Origin of the sequence: Mesorhizobium sp. CA7, assembly GCF_020165015.1 — a bacterium.
In the GTDB taxonomy this organism is placed as follows: domain Bacteria; phylum Pseudomonadota; class Alphaproteobacteria; order Rhizobiales; family Rhizobiaceae; genus Mesorhizobium.
The window spans coordinates 342,288-361,565 of sequence record NZ_JAIUHH010000004.1 but is presented as its reverse complement, the minus strand read 5'-3'; the positions used below and the strand labels follow the sequence as shown (position 1 = coordinate 361,565).

The 19,278-nt window shown below is 62.8% G+C and carries 22 protein-coding genes; 14 read left to right on the top strand and 8 right to left on the bottom strand.

The annotated features are described in order from the left end of the window. Window positions 1–238: 238 nt before the first annotated feature. Entirely contained in the window at window positions 239–547 is a 309-nt protein-coding gene (locus LB552_RS11785) for a DUF982 domain-containing protein (RefSeq protein WP_224605578.1), read from the bottom strand. Between the two features lie 366 nt (window positions 548–913). Between LB552_RS11785 and LB552_RS11780 the strand changes: the two genes are divergently transcribed. The 3 genes from LB552_RS11780 to LB552_RS11770 all read left to right on the top strand — a co-directional run bounded on the left by LB552_RS11780 (window position 914) and on the right by LB552_RS11770 (window position 2,714). After that, a complete protein-coding gene (locus tag LB552_RS11780) occupies window positions 914–1,075 on the top strand; it encodes a hypothetical protein (RefSeq protein WP_181174855.1) in 162 nt (53 codons plus the stop codon). A gap of 93 nt (window positions 1,076–1,168) precedes the next feature. Further along, window positions 1,169–1,975, top strand: coding sequence for a hypothetical protein (locus LB552_RS11775; protein ID WP_095768838.1), 807 nt, complete (start codon window positions 1,169–1,171; stop codon window positions 1,973–1,975). Next, window positions 1,968–2,714 carry a metallophosphoesterase gene (locus tag LB552_RS11770; RefSeq protein WP_224605575.1) on the top strand — a complete coding sequence of 249 codons (747 nt, stop codon included), beginning with the start codon at window positions 1,968–1,970 and terminating at the stop codon, window positions 2,712–2,714. The genes LB552_RS11775 and LB552_RS11770 overlap by 8 nt, the downstream gene beginning before the upstream one ends. 172 nt (window positions 2,715–2,886) lie before the next feature. On the opposite strand, the gene LB552_RS11765 is transcribed toward LB552_RS11770, so the two are convergent. From LB552_RS11765 to LB552_RS11755, 3 genes are all read right to left on the bottom strand, one after another. Further along, window positions 2,887–3,315, bottom strand: coding sequence for an SRPBCC domain-containing protein (locus LB552_RS11765; RefSeq protein ID WP_224605573.1), 429 nt, complete (start codon window positions 3,313–3,315; stop codon window positions 2,887–2,889). A 77-nt stretch (window positions 3,316–3,392) separates the two neighbouring features. Beyond that, window positions 3,393–3,992, bottom strand: coding sequence for an NADPH-dependent F420 reductase (locus LB552_RS11760; protein WP_224605562.1), 600 nt, complete (start codon window positions 3,990–3,992; stop codon window positions 3,393–3,395). A 42-nt stretch (window positions 3,993–4,034) separates the two neighbouring features. Then, window positions 4,035–4,769: an SDR family NAD(P)-dependent oxidoreductase gene (locus LB552_RS11755; protein ID WP_224605559.1), complete on the bottom strand. Its 735-nt coding sequence runs from the start codon at window positions 4,767–4,769 to the stop codon at window positions 4,035–4,037. A gap of 289 nt (window positions 4,770–5,058) precedes the next feature. On the opposite strand from LB552_RS11755, the gene LB552_RS11750 reads away from it, so the two are divergent. Beyond that, on the top strand, window positions 5,059–5,955 hold the full coding sequence (locus LB552_RS11750) for a LysR family transcriptional regulator (protein ID WP_224605556.1): 897 nt from the start codon (window positions 5,059–5,061) through the stop codon (window positions 5,953–5,955). 208 nt (window positions 5,956–6,163) lie between these two features. On the opposite strand, the gene LB552_RS11745 is transcribed toward LB552_RS11750, so the two are convergent. Genes LB552_RS11745 through LB552_RS11735 form a run of 3 tightly spaced genes read right to left on the bottom strand, consistent with a single transcriptional unit; the run spans window position 6,164 to window position 9,716 of the window. Continuing rightward, complete coding sequence (locus LB552_RS11745) at window positions 6,164–6,979, bottom strand: alpha/beta hydrolase (RefSeq protein WP_224605553.1); 816 nt, start codon at window positions 6,977–6,979, stop codon at window positions 6,164–6,166. A gap of 10 nt (window positions 6,980–6,989) precedes the next feature. Continuing rightward, entirely contained in the window at window positions 6,990–8,474 is a 1,485-nt protein-coding gene (locus LB552_RS11740) for an NAD-dependent succinate-semialdehyde dehydrogenase (RefSeq protein WP_224605551.1), read from the bottom strand. A gap of 15 nt (window positions 8,475–8,489) precedes the next feature. Then, window positions 8,490–9,716, bottom strand: a complete 1,227-nt coding sequence (locus tag LB552_RS11735) for an iron-containing alcohol dehydrogenase (RefSeq protein ID WP_224605550.1) — start codon at window positions 9,714–9,716, stop codon at window positions 8,490–8,492. Between the two features lie 135 nt (window positions 9,717–9,851). Between LB552_RS11735 and LB552_RS11730 the strand changes: the two genes are divergently transcribed. Together LB552_RS11730 and LB552_RS11725 are read left to right on the top strand one after the other, a co-directional pair. Continuing rightward, window positions 9,852–10,550: a GntR family transcriptional regulator gene (locus LB552_RS11730; RefSeq protein WP_224605548.1), complete on the top strand. Its 699-nt coding sequence runs from the start codon at window positions 9,852–9,854 to the stop codon at window positions 10,548–10,550. A gap of 108 nt (window positions 10,551–10,658) precedes the next feature. Further along, entirely contained in the window at window positions 10,659–11,252 is a 594-nt protein-coding gene (locus tag LB552_RS11725) for a DJ-1/PfpI family protein (protein ID WP_095768830.1), read from the top strand. A gap of 158 nt (window positions 11,253–11,410) precedes the next feature. Here the strand turns inward: LB552_RS11725 and LB552_RS11720 are convergent, their stop codons facing one another. Further along, window positions 11,411–12,175, bottom strand: a complete 765-nt coding sequence (locus tag LB552_RS11720; RefSeq protein ID WP_095768829.1) for an SDR family oxidoreductase — start codon at window positions 12,173–12,175, stop codon at window positions 11,411–11,413. Window positions 12,176–12,465: 290 nt separating this feature from the next. On the opposite strand from LB552_RS11720, the gene LB552_RS11715 reads away from it, so the two are divergent. From LB552_RS11715 to LB552_RS11680, 8 genes are all read left to right on the top strand, one after another. Next, window positions 12,466–12,738, top strand: a complete 273-nt coding sequence (locus LB552_RS11715; protein ID WP_095768828.1) for a hypothetical protein — start codon at window positions 12,466–12,468, stop codon at window positions 12,736–12,738. Between the two features lie 294 nt (window positions 12,739–13,032). Continuing rightward, the gene (locus LB552_RS11710; RefSeq protein WP_224605545.1) at window positions 13,033–14,235 is read left to right on the top strand and encodes an ABC transporter substrate-binding protein; all 1,203 of its coding nucleotides are present in this window, start codon (window positions 13,033–13,035) and stop codon (window positions 14,233–14,235) included. A gap of 77 nt (window positions 14,236–14,312) precedes the next feature. Continuing rightward, the gene (locus LB552_RS11705; RefSeq protein ID WP_095768826.1) at window positions 14,313–15,179 is read left to right on the top strand and encodes a branched-chain amino acid ABC transporter permease; all 867 of its coding nucleotides are present in this window, start codon (window positions 14,313–14,315) and stop codon (window positions 15,177–15,179) included. Between the two features lie 7 nt (window positions 15,180–15,186). After that, complete coding sequence (locus LB552_RS11700) at window positions 15,187–16,167, top strand: branched-chain amino acid ABC transporter permease (protein WP_224605542.1); 981 nt, start codon at window positions 15,187–15,189, stop codon at window positions 16,165–16,167. Between the two features lie 3 nt (window positions 16,168–16,170). After that, window positions 16,171–16,950, top strand: a complete 780-nt coding sequence (locus tag LB552_RS11695) for an ABC transporter ATP-binding protein (RefSeq protein ID WP_095768824.1) — start codon at window positions 16,171–16,173, stop codon at window positions 16,948–16,950. Next, window positions 16,947–17,669 carry an ABC transporter ATP-binding protein gene (locus LB552_RS11690; protein ID WP_224605539.1) on the top strand — a complete coding sequence of 241 codons (723 nt, stop codon included), beginning with the start codon at window positions 16,947–16,949 and terminating at the stop codon, window positions 17,667–17,669. Before LB552_RS11695 ends, LB552_RS11690 begins: the two co-directional genes overlap by 4 nt. Window positions 17,670–17,679: 10 nt before the next feature. Next, window positions 17,680–18,423 (top strand): aspartate/glutamate racemase family protein, encoded by a 744-nt coding sequence (locus tag LB552_RS11685; RefSeq protein WP_224605536.1) that lies wholly within the window; start codon window positions 17,680–17,682, stop codon window positions 18,421–18,423. 141 nt (window positions 18,424–18,564) lie between these two features. Next, window positions 18,565–19,272, top strand: coding sequence for a GntR family transcriptional regulator (locus tag LB552_RS11680; RefSeq protein ID WP_224605534.1), 708 nt, complete (start codon window positions 18,565–18,567; stop codon window positions 19,270–19,272). Window positions 19,273–19,278 lie beyond the last annotated feature (6 nt).

Sequence of the window (19,278 nt, the reverse complement as noted above, 5' to 3'; positions counted from 1 at the left end):
TTGAAGAACAACGTCCGCCGGTAAACGTTCCGTCGGCCGCTGCACGGAACATGCGGCTCGGTGCGGTTCGGGAGTCCCCCCTCGCACCCGCCGGCGTACCGAGCGCCTGATCGGAGAAACGGCATGGCCATCGTGGGGAGCCGCCTTTTGCTGGAACGATCCCGCTGGGCTGCTGCTCAGGCCGGGGCGGGCAAAATCTCGGCTCGCCCATGGCGGACCCGCCGGGATGCGTCTGATCTCAGCTCTGGTCGCCAAGCAATATTCTGGCGTCCTCGGCAGCAGCGATGAAAGCCTGGCGTGCGACCCTTGGCGGCTCCTGATTGCGCAACACCGCAAGGCAGGCCTGGATCGCGCGGTGCCGTGTCCTCAAATCAGGCTTGGGCCAATCGTGCAAAAGCACGTCAGCCGCATCCAGCACCGACACGACGACGCGGTCACGGTCGATGCGACCTGGCTGCACCACGACCGGTTTGCGAAAACGTTTGCTGCGATAGCGCATGGCCGCTTTGCCGCTGAAACGGTGATCGGACACGGCATCATCCTTCAATCGGCGTTTGCGACAACAACCTATGTTAAGGCGGCGCGACCGATCGTGGCGCAGACTGCGGCGGCCTTAGTTCCCTCACCGAGGCAGGCCCGGTCTGCGCTCCTGTGTCACCAACGAGGGTAAGCAGACCGGGCTTTCAATTGGCTCCGCAATGCCTGCGGAAGGCCTTCAGCGATCCCATTCTCCATGGAGAGCGCTTCTTCAGTAAACCTGGACGCGACCGCTACGTTCCGTCTCGTCGAGCATGGGCACGGCCGTGAGTCGAGATCGGCTTGACTGTCGCCTCGCACGGACGGTGGGCGGAACATTTGGCCGCCAACTCGGTTAGCCGGACGACCGACCGCCTCCAACCGGGAAGGAAAAGCCATGCTCGGCATCGATCTGTGGGCCTTCGTCGTGATCGGCGGGCCGATTATTCTCCTGCTCGTGCTCGTTTATGCTCTTTTGACTCGCCGGCACCGAGGACCGGCCGAACGCCGCGAGAGCGATCGTGCAACCGAGCGCCTATACCGCAAGCAAGGGGACTGAGGTGAGGCTCACCCACAGTCGCCGGCGACGGAACCAGCCGGTCAGGTTGCTGTTTACATCCCGGATGAAGATTTGAGCTCGGAGCAACGGTCGATGGCCGATGACGAGTTGCCGGGCGTGCTGGCGACGCTGCCTGTGATCGACGCCAAGGCGGAGCCGACGCTGAAGAGCGCAGAGGCGGAAGCTTTCTATACGCACGCGATCCGCGAGCTCGCCGCCACCGACATTCCTTTTCTGGTTGCCGGGACATATGCGGTGAGCGCCTATACCGGCGTCGTGCGCCAGACCAAGGACCTCGATATCTTCTGCAAGGCAGGCGATTGTCCGCGCATCCTCGCCCATTTCAAGGATATCGGCTACGCCGTCGTGATCGAGGACGATCGCTGGCTGGGGAAGGTCTTCGAAGGTCCGCATTTCTTCGACGTGATCTTTGCTTCCGCCAACGGCACCATGCAGGTCGAGGACCAGTGGCTGGAGCATGCCCGGCAGGTCGAGCTACTGGGCAGCCGGGTCAGGATCATCGGACCTACGGAACTTATCTGGTCGAAATGCTTCATCCAGGACAGGGGACGGCACGACGGCGCCGATATCGCCCATACCATCCTCAAGGCACATGAGCAGATCGACTGGCAAAGGCTGCTGTCTTATCTCGACATTCACTGGGAGGTGCTGCTGATGCAGTTGCTGAATTTCCGCTGGATCTATCCCAGCGAACGGGACCGCATTCCCGATTGGTTGCTTGACGATCTGCTCGACCGGCTCGCCAGGCAGCGGCAATTGCCTTCACCGAGAATGAAGATCTGCCGCGGTCGACTGCTGTCGCAGGTCGACTACGAGATCGATGTCAAGGAATGGGGCTTTGCCGGTGTCGGCGGCGTTGGAGAATTTCACGATGGCTGAACAAAGCAGGGCAAACAAAACGAGCGGAAACGGCAAAATCAAAGTCGCCGCGGTGGGCGATCTGCATGTTCAGGAAGATGCCCAGACCTCCCATCGCGACCTGTTCGGCGAGGTTTCGCGCGAAGCCGACGTCCTGGTGCTTACCGGCGACCTCACCAATCTCGGCAAGCCGAAGGAGGCCGAGCTTTTGGCGGAGGATCTCCGGGCCTGCTCGATTCCCGTGGTCGCGGTGCTCGGCAACCACGACTACGAATCCGGTTGCGCCGAGCAGATAGCGGCGACACTTCGCCAGGCCGGCGTTTACCTCCTCGACGGACAGGCGACGGAACTGATGGAAGTCGGCTTTGTCGGCGTCAAAGGTTTTGTTGGCGGGTTCGGCTCGAGGATGCTCGGGTCCTTCGGTGAGCCGGCAATCAAGGCCATGGTGGCCGAGAGCGTCAGCGAGGCGATGCGGCTGGAAAACGCCATGCGGCAAGTCCGCGCCAAGCGGACGCTTGTTGTGCTTCACTACGCCCCGATCGCGGAAACGGTCGCTGGCGAGCCGCCTGAAATCTTCCCGTTCCTCGGCTCTTCCCGGCTGGCCGAAACGATCGACCGGTTCAAGGTGAGCGCCGTCGTGCACGGTCACGCGCATCGAGGCACCTTCGAAGGTCAAACTCCCGGCGGCGCGAAAGTCTACAATGTCGCCATGCACGTCGCGAAGCCGACGGGCCGGCCCTATGCGCTGCTCGAGATCTGAGCCGGCCAGCGACTTGGTGGCCGGACCTCGTCGAACTGGCTGCCTTCCTTGGAAGGGCCCGCGGTGTGGACAGGCCCCAAGGAGCGGATGAAGCGCTCGAGGGCGCACAATGTTTCTCTGTCCGCTCAATGTGCTGAGGCGCTGGGCAGCCCAAGCCTAAGGACCCGCAAGGTTAACCTGCCTTGACTTCTACTTTCGCCTCCGCCGCGCCGGCGAGGCGTTCGACCCATTCCTGGTGATAGCGATAGAGCCCGCCGGGATGCTTGCGCCCGAGTTCTTCAAGGAACCAAGGCCCCTGCTGCGTTTCCTCGGTCAGCACGTGGCAGCCATCATCCGTGGGAGTGATGACCCAGCCATGATACGCGCTCGAGCCGGTGTCATCACCATCGACAGTCGTTGCCCACGCAAGTCGGCGGAAGGGCTCGCACTCCGTAACAACCAGGCTCATCGGGAATCCGACGGTCACTCGGCTGTATTTGGTCCCGCGCGCCAATTCCCTTTCGCCGCTCAGGATTTTGACCTGGTCTTCAGGAGGAAAGTAGCTCGACCAGTTCTCAGCATCGACCAGCAGTTTCCATACCACTTCTGGGGGCGCTTTCACGTCTATGCCGTTGAGAGCATAGATCGCCGACGTTTGGGGTCGTGCTTCTCGGGCCAAATCACACGGTCGTACACCGATTACTGCTCCTTCTTGAACAAATCCTGGAAGATGAGCCGGCCCCAGATGCGGCCGCGTGCGTGCACCAGCGCGCCGCCCTCGTTGAGCCTTCCCAGCTTGACCGGTGCGAACCCGAGTTGTTTGGCCAAGGCCGCTACGGGAGCGGTCGCGTCCTCGTCGTCGCTCGACAGGAAGACCACCCGGTGGCCGCCCTCGACGACCGGATCGGCAGCCAGGGTGGCCGCAATGAGGTGATTGAAGCCTTTCACGAACTTGGCGCCGGTGAATGACTTCGCCACGAAGGCGGAGGACGGGAGGCTGTCCAGCTCTTCAGGTACAGGAAACGCATTCATCGCGTCGATGACCGTCTTGCCGTTCCAGCTCGGCAGGCCCTTCGCAACCTCGCGATGCTCCCCGAAAGGGACCGCCAAGATGATTGTGTCGGCCTCGAGTGCTTCCCGCAGCGACTTGGCGACTACCGTGGGTCCAATCGCTCGAGCCTGCGGCGCCAATGCCTCGGGCGGCTGGCGGCTCGCGACGGCCACGTCGATGTTCTTGCGGGCGAAGGCGCGGGCGAGGGCCTGGCCTACCGCGCCGAATCCTACAATTGCATAGCTCACAATGCTTCTCCGATCCGTGTTGATATTGATTTCCCGGCCCTTTCAGATGGCCGAGAAGCCGCCGTCGACAGACAGCTCCAGCCCGTTCACGAAGCTCGAATCGTCTGACGCCAGAAACAGCGCGGCCGCCGCAATTTCCTCAGGACGCCCCATCTTTCCCCGCGGTATCAGGGATTCGAACATCCGCTTCGCCTCCTCGGTGAGAAGTTGGTCCTGCATCGGTGTGGCGATCGGCCCCGGGTGCAGCACGTTCACCCGGATATTCCTGCCCTTCAGCTCGTTGAGCCACCCGCGGGCGAATGCGTGCAACGCAGCCTTGCTCGCCGCATACACGCTGTAGCCGGGGAAACCTTTCAGCGAAGCAACTGATCCGGTCATGAAGATCGAGCCGCCATCATTGAACAGCGGCAACGCCTTTTGCACAGTGAACAGCGTGCCGCGCGTATTCAGGCCGAAGGTCGCATCGAAATGCTGCTCGGTAATCTCGCCCAGCGGGACGGACTCGCCCATGCCGGCGCTCGCATACAGGACGTCGATCTTGCCCTTTTCCCGTTTCACCGTGTCGAAAAGGCGGTCGAGATCGTCGAGATTGGCCGCGTCGCCGCGCACGCCGGTTACGTTCCGGCCAATCGCCTTGACAGCCTCATCGAGCGCCTGTTGTTTCCGGCCCGTGATGAAGACATAGGCGCCTTCCTCAACGAACCGCTTGGCGCTCGCCAGCGCCATGCCGCTCGATCCACCCGTGACGACTGCAACCTTACCGTCGAGCTTTCCCATGATTTGTCCTTTCAGGCTCCATCTTTGGTTGTTCGGGGAAGGGCCCCGAGAACTCCGAGATGGGTCCGCCGGCATCGGGCTTTGAGTGCACAAGCGCGCACATCGGTGGTGCGAAATCGATCCGGCTGGACGACTGACGCCAGCCGCGACGATCGGTGTCCGCTGTTCGGAATGGGTCGCATTGTCAGCGTGGGCTATGACGATCGCCCGTGCTACTCACATACGAGATGCTGTTCGATGTATTGGACACACGCTTGGAAGGCGCACCTCGGCGGTGCTGGATTGCACCATGATCGACTGGGATGACGTTCGCCACTTTCTTGCCGTCGCGCGCGGAGGCTCCGTGCGGGCTGCCGCTGAGCGCCTCGGTGTGAACCACTCGACCGTGCTGCGACGCATCGCCCAGCTCGAGGAACGCCTCGGGGTGCACATGTTTGAAAAGCTGCCTTCGGGCTACCGCCTGACGGCTGCGGGCGAGGAGGTCCTTGAGTTCGCGGATCAGATGGAAGCGTCGTCGCACCTGCTGGAGACGCGCATCTTTGGGCGAGACCAGAGCGTGCGCGGGCTTCTGCGGGTGACGCTGGCGCCGCCGCTCGCGACACACCTGCTCATGCCGGACTTCGCCGAGTTCGCGCGTCTGCATCCGGACATCGAGATGGACATCTTGTCGTCCGGCGAGCTGGCAAATCTGACCAACCGAGAGGCCGACGTCGCGATCCGCGTTGTCTACGACCGCAAAACCCTGCCGCTCAATCTTCACGGCCTGAAGGGGCCGGAGGTGTTCGGCGGCGTCTATATGTCTCGCGATCGGCTGGCCGCGTGGCGTGCGGGCGCGCCTGATCCGATCCGATGGATCGTCATAAGCATTCATGGAATTCCGGATTGGGCGAGCGACGGCGAGGTTCGCACCACCGGGGTTCCATTCAGAACCACGGACGGCGAGGCGCAGATCGTTGCCGTCCGGCAAGGGCTCGGGATGACCACGCTGCCGTGCTTCGTGGGCGATGCCGACCCTCTACTGGTGAGGGTGCCGGGAACCGACCTACACATGTACGGAACGCTCTGGCTTCTCACGCAGGGGGAGTCCCGCAAGACGAAGCGCGTGCGGCTCTTCACCGAGGTCTTATCCCGCAGGCTTGCCGCGCACGCGCCGCTTCTCGCCGGGCTGTCCATATCGCGCGACTGACGCGCGGCAGCTTGCGCATCTGACGGTTCGGGCGACGGCAGCCTTCAAGGCGGGGAACTTTTTGAGCGGCTACGGTCTCGTACGGTTTGACGCTTTTGTCGCCATAGCCGCCCCATGGAGCCGGCGCGCTTGCGGCCTGCGCCGCTTGAGCGGGATTGAGCGCAGCATTCCACTTCGCAGGCCAGCGGCCCGGTATCTGGATAGGGCTCTATGTGGCGATGAGCTTGGCCAGACGATCCGATGCCTCGGTTCCACTCACTCCAAGGTCGCGAACGCTGCTCATGTGATTGGCACCGGAGAGGGCGGTTTGAGAAACTGCCAGCCCTTGTTTTCGCAGATGCTTCGCAAATGCCTCGGCCTGGCTGTGGAACGGCGGCGTTTCCTCGGCTCCAACCGCAATCTCGACCTTTACGGCGGGATCGAAGCGATGTGTCAGCGGCGACAGGCTGGCGGCCTCCTCGTCCGTTATGGCGATCTCGGCGGCAAGGAAGGAAGTCTGCAGAGGCTTCAGCTCGTACAAGCCGCCAAGCAGCAGCGCGCCTTTGACGCTTGATGATCGGCCGTCATCGTTGAACAGCATCGTCGCCAGATGGGCGCCGGCGGAGTGCCCGCTGACCGTCAGGCGGCCGCAATCGCCGCCATGCTCGGCGATGTGCTCGAGCACCCAACGCTTGGCTCGGCGCACCTGCTCGACGATGGCGGCCATCCTCACCGAGGGCATCAGTGAATAGTCGACGATGATCGCGATCGCGCCCGCCCGCGTCACCGTGTCCGCGACATAGGAATAATCGCGCTTGGAGAACATGCGCCAGTAGCCGCCGTGGATGAACATGTGCACCGGCAGGCGATCGCGTTTTCCGAGGGGAAAGAACAGATCGACGGTTTCGGCGGCGTCCGGTCCGTAGGCGACATCGGCGACGATCGGGATTTTCGCCCGGGTCTCCGCGCTGCGGCGAACGATCTCGGCGACGATATCGTCGAACTCCGTAACGTGGTCGCGGATGCGAAAGGGATCCCTGGTCACGCCTGCGCCCTCACATCGTCACGGCGATATACTTGGCTTCCAGGAACTCGCTGATGCCGTGCTTTTGCCCGCCCTCGCGTCCCAGGCCGCTCTGCTTGACGCCGCCGAAGGGAGCCGCAGGGTCGGACATCAGGCCCCGATTCAGCGCGATCATACCCGACTCGATCCTTGATGCCACGCGCATGCCCTTGGCCAGATCGCGCGTGTAGATGTAGGCCGCCAACCCGTATTCGGTGTCGTTGGCGCGTGCGATGACTTCGGCCTCATCGTCGAAGCGCATGATTGGAGCGACGGGACCGAATATTTCCTCGTGCGCCATCTCCGCATCCGGGGCAACGTCGCAAAGAACCGTCGGCGGGTAGAAATAGCCCTTGTCATCCGAGGCTGCGCCTCCGCACAGCACCTTTGCACCGCGACGAACCGCGTCTTTGACGAGCCGGTCGATTTTCTCGATGGCTTTGCGAGTGATCATCGGGCCGCATTCGGTCTCGACGTCCGTGCCGGGGCCTACCTTGAGGGCGGCCATGCGCTTGCGCAGTCCCTCCGCGAACGCATCATGTATACCCGCCTGGACATAAAGCCGGTTGGCGGCAGTGCATGCTTCGCCGGCGTTGCGCATCTTGGCAATCATCGCTCCGTCGAGCGCGACCTCCAGGTCGGCGTCGTCGAACACGACAAAGGGAGCGTTGCCGCCAAGCTCCATCGAACAGGAGATGACGTGCCTGGCGGCTTCGGCCAGAAGAACGCGCCCAACGCCGGTGGAGCCGGTGAACGAGAGTTTGCGCACTCGCGGGTCGGCCAGCATGGCAGCGGTCAGTGGTCCCGGATTGGACGTGGTGAGAACGTTCACGACACCGGGCGGGACGCCGGCGTCCTCATACAGCGCGGCAAGCGCATAGGCAGTCAGCGGCGTTTCGCTGGCGGGCTTCAGGATCACGGTACAGCCGGCTGCGAGCGCCGGCGCGATCTTGCGTGTGGCCATGGCAGCTGGAAAATTCCATGGCGTGATCAGCACACATATGCCTATCGGCTGGTAGTCGATGACGATACGGTTTGCGCCGGAAGGCGCAAGGCCGAACTCGCCGCTGATGCGAACCGCTTCCTCGGCGTTCCACCGAAAGAACTCGGCCGCATAAGCGACTTCGCCGCGTGCATCGCGCAGCGCCTTGCCGTTCTCCAACGAAATCAGCACGGCCAACGTTTCCGCCCGCTCGGTCATCAGTTCGAAGCAACGTCTCAGGATCTCCGACCGTTTGCGTGGGGCAGTTTCGCGCCAGGCAGCCGCCGCCTTGGCCGCGGCGTCGACGGCGGCCGCGGCGTCAGCGAGCGTAGCATCGGGAACAGCTGCGATAACGGATTCCGTCGATGGATCGACCACCTCGATAACGCGCCCGTCCGACGAGGGCCGCCATTGCCCGCCAATATAGAGCCCGTGTGAGAACGTGGCATATTCGGAGACCTCGTCCTCGTCCAAAAGCCCTGGAGAAGCGTTCATCAGGTGTCTCCTGTTTCACATCAGAACGGCGGGCATGTCGCCGTCATAGGCCGCTTGCACCAGCCGTCGCATCGCGGCGGCGTCGAAAGGGCGGGGGTTGTTCTTGATCAGGCGGTCGATGCCGAGCGCCTGCTCGGCGGTCCACTCGATCTTGCCGGCAGGCAGGCCCAGCTCAGCCAGCGTCCGTGTGATGCCGATCGCGCCGAAAAGCCGTGAGACCTCTGCAATCGCCGCGGAAGCCCTGTCCTTGAGTTCAATGTCGGCATGGGGAAGACCGAGCGCGGCACCAACCTCGGCAAGCTCGCCGGCGGCGGCGGGCAAGTTGTAGTTCATCACATAGGGAAGCATGGTCGCCACCCCCAACCCATGCGGCGTGTGGGTGAGCGCCCCAACCGGATACTGCACGGCATGGGCGGCGGCCGTCCCGGCCGTGCCGAAGGCGCAGCCGGCCGCCAAGGCGCCCATCATCACATCGGCGCGCGCATCCTCGTCCGCACCGTCCCGGTAGGCCCTTTCCAGGCTGCGGCCAAGAAGCTTGACGGCCAATAGCGCGAAATGGTCGGTGAGAGCGCTCTTGCCCACAAAGACGTGCTGCTGCGGCAGTGTCGGATCGGTTCCGCGCCTCGCCGCCGTAAAGGCTTCGATGGCGTGCGTCAGGGCATCGGCGCCGGCAATTGCCGTGAGCGCGGGCGGGCAGGTCGCGGTCAGCTCCGGGTCGCACAGCGCGACGGCGGCGATGAGGTGGGGACTTGAAATGCCGACCTTCAGCAGGCGCTCCGGATCGGAAATGACGGCTACCGGAGTCACCTCCGAGCCGGTGCCGGCGGTGGTCGGCACGGCAATCAGCGGCAGTGCTGGGCCCGGGACCTTGAACTCGCCATAGTAGTCCTGAAGCCTGCCGCCATGACTGATCAGCAGCGCCGCGCATTTGGCCATGTCGAGGCAGCTTCCGCCACCGATCCCAACGATCATGTCGGGTTTGAAATCCTTCGCCTCGGCAACACAGACCGCGACGCTGTCCCGAGGCACGTCCGGCAGCGTGCGGTCATGGACAAGGATTTCAACAGAGGCATTGCTCAGCGCGGCCATCATCTCGCCGAATATGGCCGTTGCCGCGAAGCGCTCGTCCGTGCAGACGAGCGCGCGCTTGCCATGCCTGGATGCGACCTGCGGCAGCACCTGGCGCTGGCCTTTGCCGAACAAGATCTCACGCGGCAATCGCGCTGCGGCGAACAAGGTCATCGAGTGAGCCCTTCCAGTATGGATCGGCGATCCATCACTTCCATTTAGGCGTATCCGCTATAAAATCGTATAGGATATAGGATTGAATAGGCCGGAGCATCGTGTTAGTGGTCCTTCCTGTCAAGAGGCAAAAAGATGCAGAACCCCGATGTGAAGCTTGATGACGACGCGCGGCCGACAGGCAGAATCCAGCGCGCAAACAGCCTCGCGGGAGACGTCTACGAGGCGATCTTCCAGCAACTCATGTCGCTCAAGATCGCGCCGGGGTCGCGCATAACCGTGGACAATCTCGTCCGGGAACTGGATGTCTCGCATACGCCGATCCGCGAGGCTCTCGGGCGCCTGGAAGGCGAAGGCCTGGTGATCAAGACCCATCTGATCGGCTATCGCGCCGCACCGCAGATTACACGCCGGCGTTTTGACGAGCTTTACGAGTTGCGCCTTTTGCTTGAGCCTGCCGCCGCGGCCAAGGCAGCGGCCGGCCTGGACGCTGCCCGGCTGGCGGCCCTGCAAGAGGCGGCGGGGATCATGACCCGCGGCGAGGGCAGGGACGAGCGCCTTCGCTATTCCAACTTCGCCCGCCAGGATGCGATCTTCCATGACAAGATCATGGAGTTCGCGCAGAACGAGATCATCCGCGAGACGCTGAACCACCAGCACACGCATTTTCACATTTTCCGGCTGATGTACCACTCGCGCGTAACCGAGGAGGCTCTCGACGAGCACGAAGCCATTCTCTCGGCTTTCGCAGCCGGCGATGCGAACGCGGCGCGAACGGCGATGCGGGTGCACATCGAGAACTCGCGCGACAGGCTCCTGCCTGCGTTCGAATAGGCGGCCGGACGTTCCAAGCGGGTGAAACATGCCCTTTGCTGACATCCACAATCCGATGCCCAAAACCCAAGGCGCGCCTTGCACTGCCACGCAACCGAGAGGAAGACCATGCCAGCCAAAAAGATACTGATGCTGACCGGAGAGTTCACCGAGGAATACGAAATCTTCGTCTATCAGCAGGCCATGGAAGCCGTAGGCCACACCATCCATGTCGTGTGCCCCGACAAGAACGCCGGAGACCGGATCAAGACCTCGCTGCACGACTTTGAGGGCGACCAGACCTATACCGAGAAGCCCGGACACTACGCGCTGATCAACAAGACGTTTTCGGAGGCGGAAAGGCAGATCGACCAGTATGATGCGGTCTACTGCGCCGGCGGCCGCGGACCGGAATACATCCGCACCGACAAGCGCGTTCAGGCCATGGTCCGCCACTTCCACGAGACCGGGAAGCCGATCTTCACGATCTGCCACGGCGTGCAGATTCTGATAGCGGTGGATGGTGTCGTGCGCGGCAAGAAGGTCGGTGCGCTGGCGGCCTGCGAGCCGGAGGTCACCCTTGCGGGCGGCACCTATATCGACCTCTCGCCCACCGACGCCTATGTAGACGGCACGATGGTTTCGGCCAAAGGGTGGACCGCACTTGCTGCCTTCATTCGTGAGTGTCTGAAGGTGCTCGGCACGGAAATCCACCATAACTAGCCACTGCCGGCCGCTGCGCTTGAGAAGGCGGGCGACCTGGCACAAATGCAACGGCGGATCCCGGTTTCGGGTCGGATCGCGACGCGTTTCCCGCGGCCCTTTGCAAGGGCCGCGACGTCCTTCGATTCAAGTACGAAGCGCGCCGCGCTTCGCTTCTGCTACCAGCACACGAAGCCGCCATCCACGATAAGATCGATGCCGGTGACGAAAGACGCGGCTCGACTGGCCAGAAACACCGCCGGGCCTATCATCTCCTCGGGTGCCGCGAGGCGACCCATGGGCGTATCGCGCTCGAAGTTCTTCACTTGCTCGGCCACTTCCGGCCTGCGGTTCATCGGGGTCAGTGTGTATCCGGGGCTGAGCACGTTGAGCCGCAGTCCGCGGTCCGACCATTCCATCGCCAGGCTCTTGGTCATGTGAATGACCGCTGCCTTCGACGAGTTGTAGTGCGTCTGGAGGAGACCACGGTTGACGATCGAGCCGGATATGGAGGCCACGTTGATGATCGATCCCTTGCGGCGCGGCAGCATCACGCGAGCCTCGGCCTGGCAGGATAAGAACACACCGCCGACATTGATGCCGTAAAGTTCTTCCCACGTGGCCAGCGGCAAGGTCTCGGCCGCGTGTGCGCCGCCTATACCTGCATTGTTGACGGCAACCGTAAGCGCGCCGAGCTCCCTTTCGATACGCTCGACGGCGGCGGCAAGATCGGTTTCCGACGTCACCGAGCCGGTTATCGCAAGCGCCTTGCGGCCGAGCGCGGTGATCCTCTGCGCCGTCGCCTCGAGCCCTCCCTTCGAGGCGTGACCGAAGCACGCGACGTCGGCACCGGCCTCCGCAAGGCCGACCGCTATCGCCTGACCGATGCCGCTGCCGGCGCCGGTGACCAGCGCGACGTCGCCATCCAGTTTGAACAAGTCCATTGGGGTAGTTCCTTCCTAATTCCTTGATCGCAATCGGGCGAACATACAGGAGTCTTGGTCTCGGCTGCGGTTTTTGTCGCACCCCATCCTTGCTGGTCGCTCAAATGCTGCTGCTGAACGTGGCGGCGATCGATCGACACCTCGAGCGCGAACTGCTCCCCTCTCCATGATGCGCATCGCACAAATTTCTGTGTCGAGGAACTCACCGGCCGCGAGTGCGAAACGGGAACTTTTGTTCCACTGGCGATTTTGGCTATGCTGCAGATCCGAATTGCCAGAAGGTCGCTGCCATGACGAAATATTTTGCAATCGCCGCGCTCGTGCTTGCCGCAGCAGCCATGATGGCGGGCCCGGCCGCCGCTGGCGAACAGCATCGCTACCGCGTCGTCAAACAGGAGCGTTATGTTCCAGCCAGCGACGACATCATCGAGACGCTGTTCGGCGGTCCGCGCTATTACGATCAGCAGATGACCACCACGGCGGCGGGCGCCTGCGCGTATCACCGCGTCGGACCGGACGCGAATGCGGTGAACTACATCAACGATAACTATTGCGGGAAGTAGGATTCCCTGGGGGCGGCGTTCCTCGGAGCGTTTTCGACAAGCCTCGACCCTCTTTGCGTTATGGTCTCTGCGAACTTATCGGAGTTCGCCGGGGTGGCTGTGGTTGGCCGGACGTGGCCTCTTTTGAATACCGATCCTCTCGCGGGTCTGCGGGTCATCGCACACAGTCGACCCAGACATTGTATACAATAATGAAGAAAGATGTTGACAATCGACCTCGGCCGGTTTCCCTTACGCTATACGCGCAGCCTACGAGCAAAACACAAAGCGCGATAACCAAGGGGAACTGAAGCTATGATCAACCGTCGCTCGACTCTGAAATCAATGGCGCTCGGCGCCGTCTCGACCCTGGCGCTTGCCGCTCTCGGCATTTCGTCCGCGCGGGCTGAAAACAAGGAACTGAAGATCGGCTTCGTCGGCGTTACCAGCGGCCCCGCTGCCGCCTGGGGCACGTCGAATGTGCGCTCGATGCAGACCCGCGCCGCCTGGATCAACGAAACCGGTGGCGTCAAGATCGGCAACGACACCTACAAGATCAACATCGTCACCTTTGACGACCAGAAGGATCCCAAGCGCGCCATCGCCGGCATGGAGAAAATGGCGCAGGAAGGCATCCACTATGTCGTCGGGCCGAATGTCGATGACGGCGCCGCCGCGGTGCGCCCTGTCGCCGAGGCCAACGGCATCATTTATTTTCCTTACGCCTTCCCCAAGGCGCTCTACCAGAAGCCGGCATCCAATGCGGTGCTCGGCATGATCGCCAACTACCAGTCGGGTCCTGCGATCTACAAATATCTCAAGGAAAACAAAGGCGTGAAGAAGATCGCCTTTGTCGCGGCCAATGAATCCGACCCGCTCAGCCAGCGCGACAGCGGCGTCGAGGCGGCGAAGGCACTTGGACTGGAAGTCGTCGCCCAGAACGACACCTACCAGAACGACACCCGCGACTTCACGCCAGTGCTGACGCCGATCGTCGCCTTGAAGCCCGACCTGCTCGTCCTGTCCGGCGTGGCCCCGGCCAACGCGCCGCTGCTCATCCGCGCCGCCCGCGAGCTCGGCTATGAAGGCCTGATCTCGACGGAAACCGCGCAGGACGCCAAGGTCCTGGAAGAGGGCGCCGGCGAATACGCCAACGGCTTCATCTCCGTCGGCGGGGCCTCCACGCCGGAGATCGCCTCGGACGCGATGAAGGAATTCGTCGCCCGCTACACCAAGATGTTCGGCGAATACAACGACGAGTCCAACACCAAGGTCTATGCGCTCGAATACATCATCGAGACCTTGAAGGCTAATCCGGCGGCCATCAACGACGTCGCCGAATTCAAGAAGACCATGGACACGTTCTCGGCGCCCAATCCCTTCCTGAAGGGCGACGCGAAACTCAGCTATGTCGGCATGACCTCCTTCGGCCAGAAGCGCCAGCTTTCGGTGCCGATGGTGGTCAACGAATATAAGGACGGCGCTTTCCAGACATTGTTCGTCGGCTCCGTCGACTAGCGCCACCTTCGAGCGTCATTCCTCCAGCTTGCCGCGGGGTCCGATAGGCCGGACCCCGCGGAAGATCGAAGGTATCCATGGAACAGGTCATCGCCAACGGATTGTATCTCGGTGCCCAATACGCGCTGATCGCGCTGGGCTTGACCCTGATCTTCGCCCTGATGAACGTGCTCAATTTCGCCCACGGCCAGATGTATGTGCTGGGCGGCTTCATCACCTACACCGTCTACGGCCAGCTCGGCTTGCCATTTGTGGTCGCGCTGCTCGCCTCTGGCGTCACGCTCGCCATCATCGGCGCGCTGATGGAGAAATTCCTCTTCCGCACCGTCATCAGGCGAAGTCACCGCGAGGAGAGCACCATGCTGCTCGCTGCCGCGACGGCCTTTTTCTTCGACGCCGTCATCCTGCTTCTGTTCGGCGAAAAGCAGCGCGGCGTTCCCAAGATAGTCAAGGGCGTCTTCAACGATGCCGGCATCATCATGCCTTACGATCGTATGGTCGTCGGCGTGCTGGCGATCGTCTTCATCGCCGCCTTCGTGCTCTATATGCAGTACAGCCGGGTTGGGCGGGCCATGCGCGCGCTTGCCCAGGATCGCGTCGCGGCCCAGCTGATGGGCGTCCGCGTCGATCGCTATTCGATGATCGGCTTTGCCATGGGCGCAATGCTCGCGGGCGTCGTCGGCGGGCTGCTGGTCACCATAACCGGCGTCAATTCGGGCATTGGCGGGCCGATCTCGATCAAGGCCTTCCTGATGGTGATGATCGGCGGCGCCGGCGTCGTCGGCGGCGCGATCGCTGGCGGCTTCATTCTCGGCATGATGGAGTCGGTCGGCCTCACCGTGCTGCGCGAATATGGCGACATCACCTATCTCGTCATCTTCGCCGCCCTGATGGTGTTCCTGTCGATCCGTCCCAACGGGCTGATGGGCAAGCCGTGGGGTTGATGGCGCCATGACCCGCAACCGCAATATCAAAATCGCATCGGTCGCGGCCTTCCTGGCGATCGTCTTCATCGCCGTGCCGGCCGCGATCTCGGCAAGCGGCCGCTTCGACCTCTATTACACGCTGACCTCGGTGGCGTTGCTCAGCATCGCCAGCGCCGGTGTCTGGCTCACCTTCTACATCGGCCGCATCAACATCGGCCAGGGCGCCTACGCGCTGATGGGCGGCTATATCTCGGCCATACTGGTGATGAACTATGGCTGGTCGTTCTGGTTGACCTTGCCGGTGGCCGGACTTTTTTGCGCCGCTGCGAGCGTGCTGATCGGCCTGCCGATCCTGCGGCTGCGTGGCGTCTATTTCGCCATGGTCACGCTGGTGCTGACCGAGGTGGCGCGGCTGCTCGCGCTGGCGCTGCCGATCACCAACGGCGCCAAGGGCATCGTCAGCATCCCGCTGCCCGGCGCGCTGTCGGTCTTCGGCATCACGCTGATCCCTGATTTCGCCACGCTGCAGAATTCGCGGCTTGCCTTCTATCTTCTGGCGGTCACGCTGATGGTGATCTGCTTCGGGGTCATGTACCGGCTGGTCAATTCGCGCATCGGCAAACTTTGCCAGTCGCTGCAGCAGAATGAGGAACTGGCCTCCTCGATCGGCGTCAACATCGCTTATCTGCGCATCATCGCCTACGCCGTGTCGTCCTTCTTCGGCGGCGTGGCCGGCGCCATCTTCGCCGCCATCTCGCAATCGATCTATCCGTCGAGCTTCACGGTCACCGATTCCGTCAACTTCATGCTGAACTGTTTCCTCGGCGGCCTCGGCTATGTGTTCGGGCCGATGCTTGGCACGCTGGTGCTCTATTTCGGCTGGGACCTCTTGTTCCAGACGGGCCAATTCCAACTGCTCATCTATTCCGGCCTGATGATCGTCCTGATGCTGGTGCTGCCCAACGGCCTGCTCAGCCTCGCGGCTTCGATCCGGAAGAAGGCTTGAGCCATGGCCGAAATGCTCGAAGTCTCTGGCATCACCAAGCGCTTCGGCGGTCTGGTCGCTGTCAACAACATTTCCTTCTCGGTGCGCGAGAAGGAAATCCTGTCGGTGATCGGCCCGAACGGCGCCGGCAAGTCGACTTTGTTCAAGCTGATCTCGTCCTTCCTCAAGCCCACGACGGGCGAGGTGCGCCTGAAGGGCGAACGCATCTCAGGCATGGCGCCGCATATCGCCGCCCGCAAGGGCGTCGTGCGCACCTTTCAGGAGACCACCATCTTCAAGAACATGAGCGTGCGCGACAACGTCGTCATCGCGCATCACCTGCGCTCGAAGGCAAGCCTTCTCGGCTTTTTCCTCGGCACCGGCGTGGCGAAGGCCGACGAGGTGGCCTTCGGCGCCTCCGCCGACGAAATCCTGGCGCTGCTCGGCCTCTCCTCGCTTGCCAATGAGACCGCCCGCAACCTGCCGCACGGCCATTTACGGGCGCTGGGCATCGCCATCGGCCTTGCCACCGATCCTTCGATCCTGCTGCTCGACGAGCCCTTCGCCGGCATGAACCACGACGAAACGATGCGCATGGTGGCGATGGTGCGGCGCCTGCGCGATCTCGGCCTCACCATCCTGCTCGTCGAGCACGATATGCCGGCCGTGATGAAAATCTCGGACCGCATCGTGGTCCTCAATTTCGGGCAGAAGATCGCCGAAGGAACGCCGTCGGAAATCCAGGCCAACGAGAAGGTGATCGAAGCCTATCTGGGCAGCGAAGACGAGGCGATCGGCCTATGAACCAGATCCTGAACTTCGCCAATGTCGAGCTTTATTACGATCACGTGTATGCGCTGAAAGGCGTCTCGCTCGAGGTCAACGAGGGCGAGACCGTCGCGCTGATCGGCGCCAACGGCGCTGGCAAGTCGTCGATCCTTCGCGCCATCACCGGCTTGCGCAAGATCAGGTCCGGCGAGATCCATTACGGCGGCAAGCGCATCGACGGCGCCGCCCCCGACGAGATCGTCAAGATGGGCATTGCCATGGTGCCGGAAGGACGCCGCGTCTTCCCCTTCATGTCGGTCAGGGACAACCTCCTGATGGGCGCCTTCACCCGCACCAGCAAATCCGAGATCGCCGCGTCGATGGAGATGGTGTTGGGGCGCTTTCCGCGGCTGAAGGAGCGCTTCTCGCAGGCCGCCGGCACGATGAGCGGCGGCGAACAGCAGATGCTGGTCATCGGTCGTGCGCTGATGGCGAAGCCGAAGCTCCTCCTGCTTGACGAGCCGTCGCTCGGCGTCGCGCCAAAACTCGTCCAGGACATCGCCCGCTCGATCGTCGCCATCAACCACGATGAGAAGGTCAGCGTTCTGCTGGTCGAGCAGAATTCGCGCATGGCGCTGCGTATCTCGCAACGCGCTTATGCGCTGACCACCGGCAGTGTCGCGCTGAGCGGCAACTCCACCGAATTGCTGACCGACGACCGGGTCAAGCGTCTTTATCTCGGTGGTGAGATCTGAGGCTGATTCAATGCGCATTCTCGTCATCAACCCCAACACGACCGCCTCGATGACCGTCAAGATCGGCGAGGCGGCGCAAAGCGTCGCCTCCGCGGGAACCGAAATCCTGGCGGTCAATCCGGCCGACGGTCCGCCAAGCATCGAGGGCTACTTCGACGAGGTCTTCGCCGTGCCGGGCATCATTGCCGAGATGAGCAAGGCGCCGGCGGCCGATGCCTATGTGATTGCCTGTTTCGACGACACCGGGCTCGACGCCGCGCGCTGTGCCAGCGGAGCTCCCGTCGTCGGCATCGGCGAGGCCGCGTTCCATATGGCGAGCCTGATCGCCGGCAAGTTCAGCGTCGTCACGACGCTTGCCCGGTCGGTGCCCGCGATCGAGCACAATCTGGCGAAATACGGTCTCGCCTCGCGCTGCGCCAAAGTACGCTCGTCGGAGGTCGCCGTGCTCGAGCTCGAACGTCCGGGCTCGAATGCAAGGCACAGGATATCGCAGGAGATCGCGCGCGCCATAAGCGAGGATCATGCCGAAGCCATCGTGCTCGGCTGCGCCGGCATGGCCGACCTTGCCAAAAGCCTTTCGGAAGAACATGGGGTCCCGGTGCTCGATGGCGTCGTCTGTGCCGTCACGCTGGCCGAGAGCCTGTGCAAGGTGGGCTTGAGGACATCGAAGATCGGCGGCTATGCCGCGCCGCGCGGCAAACAGTTCGCCGGCATGTTCGCACCGCTGTCGCCCACGGAAGTCGAAGTCGTCTAGTCTAGGCGGCTTCATGCTGGCGGACGGCCGGCCGGCGCCCGGGTAGGTGGGATTGACCGCCGCGCGAGCGATACTAGATTGGACGGGCTGCCGGCGATTTGGGGGGCAGATCGGGCCATTTCGGGCCTGCGCATTGAAAGCATGTTGACGGTACTCAAGGAAGAAGATCGAGACGACAGGCCGGCTGCGCGCTGGTCGCCGATCTATTATGGGCTGAGGGACGCCATCGTCAGCCATCGTCTCGCGCCGGGTACCAAATTGCCGGAAGACGAGTTGGCCTCGATCTATTCGGTGAGCCGCACGGTGGTCCGGTCCGCGCTGCAGGCCCTTGCCCATGACCGGCTGGCACGGCTGGAGCCAAATCGCGGCGCCTTCGTCGCGCAGCCATCGAAGATCGAGGCGCGGGAAGTGTTCGAGGCGAGGGCGCTGATCGAACCCAAGGTTGCCGCGCTCGCCGCCAGGACGGCGGTGCCGTCCGATATCGTGCATTTGCGGTCACACCTGGAGAAGGAGCACGAGGCGCTGCATGCCGGCCGCGACAGCGACGCCATCATGCTGTCGGCACGCTTTCATGTCGGCATTGCCGAGATCGCTGCGCATTCGGTGTTCACCAATTTCGTGCGCGACCTCGTCTCGCACTCCTCGCTGATCATCGCGCTCTACTGGAAGCGCCGTGACGCCACCTGCGAGAAGCACGCCCACCACGCGCTGGTCGACGCCATCGAGGCCGGCGACAGCGCCGACGCTGCCGCCCTGATGAACAGCCATCTGGTCGACCTGCTGTCCGGACTCGACCTTACCGACAAGGTTGAGAAGTCCGACAGCCTAGCGGATCTGCTTCGAGCTTAGAGCGAA